The sequence below is a fragment of the Dehalococcoidales bacterium genome, assembly GCA_035529395.1.
Classification (GTDB): domain Bacteria; phylum Chloroflexota; class Dehalococcoidia; order Dehalococcoidales; family Fen-1064; genus DUES01.
Genome location: DATKWT010000069.1, coordinates 1 through 3,838, shown reverse-complemented (window position 1 = coordinate 3,838; position 3,838 = coordinate 1). Strand labels below are relative to the sequence as shown.

The window sequence follows — 3,838 nt, the reverse complement described above, 5'->3', positions numbered from 1 at the left end:
ATTTCACAGGCTGAATTGGAGTCTAGCCCTATGATGACGCTTTGTCAATATAGACGCTGGCGACGCCGGATTCGAGAGCAACGGTCTCCGGTAGAGAATGGTTCTATGCCCTGAGTGCCTCCGGATTGACACAATTCGGGGGTATCTCTCCTCGTAGCCCGGCAAGAAGGTTCTCTGCGGCCATGAAGGCCATATTCCGGCGAGTGGCGAAGCTGGCGCTGGCGATGTGTGGGGCAATGATGACATTGTCCAGAGTGAGTAACGGGTCATCGGGCGGTATCGGCTCGACCTCGGTAACATCAAGCGCTGCGGTAAAGATTTGTCGGTTTTTGAGCGCCTCATAGAGCGCCTTCTGGTCGACAACCGCGCCACGCGATGTATTGATAAACACGGCTGAAGGTTTCATTGTGGAGAACTGCTCGGCACCGATAAGATGGCGTGTTCCATCCGTCAGGGGGACGTGCATGCTGATGAAGTCGGAACGAGCCAGCAGGGTATTCAGGTCCGGGACATACTCCACACCGAGCTCTGTCTCCTCCGCCTTACTGTGCCTTGTTACATCGTAGTAGATGACCTCCATGCTGAAGCCCCTGGCACGCCGCGCGACCTCACTCCCGATACGGCCCAGCCCGACCAGGCCCAGTGTGGCATGGTGAATGTCCTGGCCGAGTAGTGTCATCGGGCCCCATGTCAGCCATTTTCCCTGCGTGGTGTGGTTGGCCGCCTCCACCACACGCCTGGCAGCGGACATGAGGAGCACAAAGGCAAAGTCGGCGGTTGTCTCGGTGAGAACTCCGGGGGTGTTACCGACTACGATACCGTGTCTGGTAGCCTCTTCGACGTCGATGTTGTCGAATCCCACGGCGTAGTTACTGATTACCTTAAGCCGGGGAGCGCCTTCCATGACGGTGGCGTCAATCCGGTCACTGAGCAGTGTCAGCAGACCATCGGCGTCCCGGGCTTTCTCTCGGATGGTATCGTAAGGAGGCGGCAATTCCTCCTGCCAGACCTCCATTTCCGCGGCCTCCGCTATCCTGTTCAGTGCTTCCTGTTCAATCCTGCGCGTAATAAAGACCCTTGGTGTAGTCATGTTCTTCTCCTGGCACCGTGTTTCCGGTACCAGTTCCTCTTTTCCACGAGTGTGCTAATGCTGATTGTAAGTGTGCGATAGAGATATGTCAATTGTCGTGCGGCGGACATCAATGGGGATTAATCAGGACCAGCCGCAGTGCCCGCTCGGACGCATCGGCGATGAGGCGGGCCGCATCTGCCTCCGATTCTTCCCGTGTGATGGGCCCGGGGGCGATGCTCAGGGCGGCGTCGATACCGTACCGGTACAGTTCCTTCAGGTCGCCGTGAAGCTCCCCGGCAATGACCACCACGGGTACGCCCAGCACCTTTGCATTTTTGGCAACTCCGGCGACCGTCTTGCCGAACGTGGTTTGGGTGTCAAGCCTGCCTTCGCCGGTGAGGACCAGTGAAGCTCCTTTCAGATGCTCGACAAGCCCCACAGCATCACTGACAATCTCGATACCGGGCACCAGCCTGGCACCAGCGAATGCTACCAGACCCGCACCCAGCCCTCCGGCTGCCCCTGCCCCGGGCATGTCCCTGATGTCGATACCCAGGTCTTTCTTGATTACGGAGGCATAGTTAGCCAGGGCCTCATCGAGCTGGCGGCACATCGCTTCGGTGGCCCCTTTCTGTGGCCCGTAGACCCACGATGCGCCCTCTTTACCGCAGAGCGGGTTGGTGACATCGCAGGCGACCGTAACCTGACTCTCGGCGAGGCGGCTGTCCAGTCCGGAGATATCTATCTGTCTCAGGCTGGCCAGGGCGGCACCACCCGGGGGAAGCTCCCTGCCTTCCCGGTCGGTCAGCTTTGCGCCCAGGGCCTGAGCCATGCCGGCACCACCGTCATTGGTGGCGCTACCGCCGATGCCGATGATGATCCGGTGACATCCACTATCAAGGGCTGCCCGGACCAGCTCTCCGGTACCGTATGTCGTGGCCGTCAGTGGGTCCAGCCTGTCCGCTGGTACCAGCACCAGGCCGGAAGCAGCCGCCATCTCCACCACGGCAGTCGCCCCGTCACCGAGGATTCCCCAGGCGGCGATGACCCTGTCACCCAGAGGCCCGGACACTTCAGTTTGCATTGTCCTGCCGCCGGTGGCAAAGACCAGGGCATCGACCGTACCTTCTCCGCCGTCGGCCATGGGCAGCACTACTACCTCGGCATCAGCCAGTACACGTCTTATGCCACGGGCGATGGCGTCAGCCACTTCCCGGGCGGAGAGACTACCCTTGAAACTCTGGGGGGCGACCACTATCTTCATTACTGAATCCACAAGGCGGTGTAGCTGTCAGGAAAAGAATCCCAGGTACCAGTCGAGAAGCTGATTGCCGAAGACCAGGGTTGCCATCGTTGCCAGGGAAAGGTATGGGCCGAAGGGAATCGCATCTTTTCGCTTCCTTAACCTGGTCAGGACAAGAAAAACGGCGAGAAAGCCACCGAGGACTATCGCACCGAAGACGGCAACGAATACCCTGGGGAAACCGACCGCCAGGCCGATGAGAGCGGCCATCTTGACGTCACCCATCCCCATTCCTCCACCGAAGATGAGAGCGGGTAACAGCAGCATGATGAAGCCTGCGGCACCACCGGCGATGCCGGAGACGGTACGAGCGGCAATATCCGGCATACCCAGGAAGGCATTCGGTGCCAGGGTCAACATTTCCGGTTGTGGTGCGAGGACATCGAGCAGCAGGGCTACTACTGCAACCGGATAGACAATCTTGTTGAGAATGAGCTGGTGCTTGAAGTCGATGACCAGGATGACTATGAAGACGCAGAAGTAGAAGATGGTAATACCGAATTGCAGTGTCAGGCCGTAGTGCCAGTACAGGATTCCGAACAGGACTGCAGTGCTGGCTTCCACCAGGAACACACGCCAGGGCAGGGGTGCCCCGCAATAGCGACAGCGGCGGCGCAGCCGGAGGAAGCTGAACAGGGGGATAAGGTCTTTGAGGAGTAGAGGACGCTGACAGGCATCGCAGAAGGATGGGGGGGAGACCAGGGACTTCCCGGCAGGGAGGCGGTCGATGCAAACATTCAGGAAGCTGCCAACAGCGGCACCGAGAAGGGTAAATATGACTATCAGCGTGATTTCCATACCGTTACATTCTGAACGTTTTTGCGTAACGGGTCAAATGGCTTCAGGGTAATAGTACTATTGGGCTATACGGGTACCAGTACTAATAGCGTATTGCGTCATGACCTTTTGTATCCTAGAATGAAAGCAGGTATAAGGAAGCAGAGAGTTGGGAGAGGTACCCCTGGCCGCAGGTGCGAGTACATTCGGGCGGAGGCTGATGCAGCCATCCCCGACCAGAGGGCTTGTGGTACTTGCATTGATATGGTATGCTATTGCATTCAAGGATGCCCGCAGCATTCTACTGCTAAAAGAAAGGTAGGACAATGAAAAGAAAACTCTTGTGCATCATCCTGGCGGCCTCCCTAATCCTCAGTGTCGTCATGCCGGGGACGGCCCTGGCGGCAAAAGGCAAAGCGTTCGAGGATTTCGGGGCTACCGGCTTCATCACGTTTATAGATGATGGCATTGTGAAGCCGGCTGGGCAAAGCGGTCGGTGGATAGTGTCCGAACGTACGGTAGCCGGCATGATGTTCGGGGACGCGGATGGCTGGTTCACCATGACCTACAAGGCGAACGTCGATTCGGAACAGACCGGAACTTTCCATGGCGAGCTTGTGGTCGGAGAGTTGGTCTTCAAAGTCAGAGGGAAGAGTGCACTGGGAGATGAGGTCATGGGTGTATAC

4 protein-coding genes are annotated in these 3,838 nt (G+C 58.0%); 1 reads left to right on the top strand and 3 read right to left on the bottom strand.

What is annotated here, in order from left to right; genetic code table 11:
* Positions 1–103: 103 nt before the first annotated feature.
* From VMW13_04495 to VMW13_04485, 3 genes are all read right to left on the bottom strand, one after another.
* Positions 104–1,090 carry a D-glycerate dehydrogenase gene (locus VMW13_04495; protein HUV44073.1) on the bottom strand — a complete coding sequence of 329 codons (987 nt, stop codon included), beginning with the start codon at positions 1,088–1,090 and terminating at the stop codon, positions 104–106.
* Positions 1,091–1,199: 109 nt separating this feature from the next.
* Entirely contained in the window at positions 1,200–2,336 is a 1,137-nt protein-coding gene (locus VMW13_04490) for a glycerate kinase (protein HUV44072.1), read from the bottom strand.
* Positions 2,337–2,363: 27 nt separating this feature from the next.
* A complete protein-coding gene (locus VMW13_04485; GenBank protein ID HUV44071.1) occupies positions 2,364–3,173 on the bottom strand; it encodes a prepilin peptidase in 810 nt (269 codons plus the stop codon).
* 305 nt (positions 3,174–3,478) lie between these two features.
* On the opposite strand from VMW13_04485, the gene VMW13_04480 reads away from it, so the two are divergent.
* Positions 3,479–3,838: hypothetical protein (locus VMW13_04480; protein ID HUV44070.1), on the top strand; the 360-nt coding region annotated here is incomplete at its 3' end.

Bases quoted from the DNA above. Each gene is read 5' to 3' on its own strand.
- VMW13_04495 (HUV44073.1), bottom strand. From the start codon at position 1,090: ATGACTACACCAAGGGTCTTTATTACGCGCAGGATTGAACAGGAAGCA.
- VMW13_04490 (HUV44072.1), bottom strand. From the start codon at position 2,336: ATGAAGATAGTGGTCGCCCCCCAGAGTTTCAAGGGTAGTCTCTCCGCC.
- VMW13_04485 (HUV44071.1), bottom strand. From the start codon at position 3,173: ATGGAAATCACGCTGATAGTCATATTTACCCTTCTCGGTGCCGCTGTT.